This is a genomic window from Streptomyces glaucescens (assembly GCF_002154375.1).
Taxonomy (GTDB): domain Bacteria; phylum Actinomycetota; class Actinomycetes; order Streptomycetales; family Streptomycetaceae; genus Streptomyces; species Streptomyces glaucescens.
The window spans coordinates 1-2,943 of sequence record NZ_MUND01000880.1 but is presented as its reverse complement, the minus strand read 5'-3'; the positions used below and the strand labels follow the sequence as shown (position 1 = coordinate 2,943).

Annotated in this window: 1 protein-coding gene; it reads left to right on the top strand. The window is 78.3% G+C overall.

The features are described from left to right. Window positions 1–2,943: CHAT domain-containing protein (locus CCN42_RS38780; RefSeq protein ID WP_143662186.1), on the top strand; the 2,943-nt coding region annotated here is incomplete at both ends.

Sequence of the window (2,943 nt, the reverse complement as noted above, 5' to 3'; positions counted from 1 at the left end):
CGGCGCAGCTGCGCCGGGGTGCTCGCCCAGCGCTTCGCCCGCAGCCGCGACCCGGAGACCCTGGACCGGACCATCGAGGCGTACGCGACGCTGTACCGCGCGGAGCCCGCCCAATACGCCGCCGACCTCGGCCGCCACCACCAGTACCGCCACCAGCTGCGCGGCGACCCCGCCGACCGGCGACTCGCCCTGCGGCTGATGGCCGAGGGCCTCAGCGGCGACCGTCCGCGCGCGGAGGCGGTGACGTCGTACGCCGCCGCCGCGATGCACGAGTATCGCGAGCACGGCGACCCGGCGGTCCTCACGCAGGCCCTCGCCACCGTCACCCGGCTGACCGCGCCCGGCGCTCCGCACACCGACGACAGCCGGGTCCTCAGCACCCTCGCCGACCTGCTGCTCGCCCACAGCGAGGTGGACCGGGGCGGCGGCCTCGACCGCGCCGAAGCCACCGCCCGACGTGCCCTGGAGACGGCCCACGCCCCCGCCGACCGGGCCGGCGCTCTCGCCCGGCTCGCGGAGATCCTGGCCAACCGGTACCGGCACACCCTCGACCTCGCCCTGCTCGACGAGGCGGTCGCCGCCGGCCGTGAGGGCTTCGCCGTCCTGCCGCCGGACGCCGAGGTGCCCGCCCAGCTGCCCGCCGGGCTGGTCATGGCGCTGATCGAGCGGTACACCCGGGTCCGGCACCTCGCCTCGCTCCGCGAAGCCGTCGTCGCGGCCCGGCAACTCGCCGACGCCACCCCCGAGTTCGGCGCGGAGTACCCGGTGATCCTCGGCACGCTGGTGAGCCTGCTCGTCGCGCACGCGCGGGAGACCGACACCCCCGCCGAACTCGACACCGCCCAGGAACTCGCCGAACGCGCCCTCGCCGGCACGACCCCCGGCCACCGGTGGCGTGCCCGCCTGCAGAACGCCCTCGGCGGTGTCCTCCTCGCCCGCGCCCGGCGGCCCGGAGCCCCGCCCGAGGCCGCCGACACCGCCGTACGCCACTTCGAGGCGGCCCTGCGGGAAGACCCGCGCGACGACCCGCAGCACAGTGCCGCATCCCTGCACACCCACCACGCCCACGCCCTGTGGGAGCGCCACCGCCACCACGGTGACCGGGCCGACCTGGACCGGGCGGTCGAGGCCGCCCGGACCGCGCTGCGCCGGCTGCCCCCCGGCGAGCCGGGACGCGGCGGCGCCCTGATCGCGCTGTCCCGGGTGCTCGGCGAGATCGCCCGCGTCGACGGCGGCCACGACGCCGTGCGCGACGAGGAACTCGCCGTGAACGCGGAACTGGCCGCCGACCCGGCCCAGTCCGCCCTGGTGCGCACCTCGGCCGCGCTGGAGACGGCGACCGTGGCACGGGAGTCCGGGGACACCGAGCGGTCGCTCGCCGCGGCCCGCAGCGCCGTCGAGACGCTGCCGCTGCTCGCCTGGCGCGGGGTGGACCGGGCCGACCAGGAGGAGATGCTCGGCCGCGTGGCCGCCGCCGGATCGCTCGCCGGGCTGGTCGCTCTGGCCGCCGGGCGGCCCGCCGAGGCACTGGAACTGCTGGAGGCCGGCCGTGGGGTGCTCGCCTTCCAGGCGCTGGAGCTGCGCACCGAGACCGAGGAACTCGCCGCCGCCGAACCGGAACTCGCGGCCCGCCTGGACACGCTCCGCAAGGCCCTGGACCAGGCCGCCGGGGACGGCGTGTCCGGCGAGGAGGCCGACCGCCGCCACCGGCTGGCCCGCGAGTGGCAGGAGACCCTGGAGGCGATCCGTGCCCGCGACGGCTTCCGGGACTTCCTGCGCCCGCCCCGCGCCGGGCAGTTGCTCGCCGCGGGCGCCGAAGGGCCGGTGGTCGTGATCACGGGCGGCCCGGACCCGGGTGGTCACGCGCTGCTGCTGACCGGCCCCCACCCGGCCGACCTCAAGGTCTGTCCCCTCCCCGCGTACTCCGACACCGAGGCCGGGGAGCGCGCGGAGACGCTGCTCGCGGCCGCCGCCGCGGCGGCCCGCTCCGGCCTCGCCCGCGCCTTCGCCGAGCAGGCCGTCGCCGATGTGCTCGACTGGCTGTGGCGCACGGTCGCCGCACCCGTGCTCGACGCCCTCGGCATCACCGGGCCGCCGCCGCCCGGTGAGTCGCCGCCCCGGCTGTGGTGGTGTCCCGCCGGGGCGCTGTCCTTCCTGCCGCTGCACGCCGCCGGGGAGGTGCCGGACCGGGTGGTGTCCTCGTACACCCCGAGCGTCACCGCCCTGCTGCGTGCCCGCGCCCGGCGCCTCCCCGCCGCCGACACCCGCCCGCTGATCGTCGCCGTCCCCGAACTCGACGGTCTCGCCCCGCTCCCGGGCGCCCTGCGCGAGGCGGGCGTCGCCCACGCGGCCATGGGCGGCACCCTGCTCAGCGGGGAGGAGGCCCGGCCTGAGGCGGTACGGGCCGCCCTGACCGCCCACTCCTGGGCCCACTTCGCCTGCCACGGCGTCCAGGACCCGGAACACCCCTCCGAGGGACGCCTGCTGCTGCCCGGCGGCGAGCTGTCGGTCCTGGACGTCTCCCGGCTCGATCTGCCCGGCGCGGAGTTCGCCTACCTCTCGGCCTGCGAGACCGCCGTCGGCGGCACCCGCCTCCCCGACGAGGCCCTCCACCTGGCCGCCTCGCTGCAACTCGCCGGTTTCTCCCAGGTCGTCGGCACCCTCTGGCGCGTCGACGACGAGTCGTCGGCGGAGATCGCCCGGGAGGTGTACGAGACGCTGGCGGCGGCCAGGGCCCACGGCCCCTCGCCGGCCCGGGCGTCCGGCACTGCCTGCCCGCCCGCGCGGTCACCGGGCTCAGCCCCGCCGGTGGCCCCCGCTCTCGCCTCCTCCGCCGTCCCACCCACCGACCGTGCCGGGGGAACCGGCCCCGGCGACCCGGACCGTGGCGGAGCGGACAGCGCGGGCGCGAGCGGCACGGGCCCGGACGGCACGGGCCTGGAC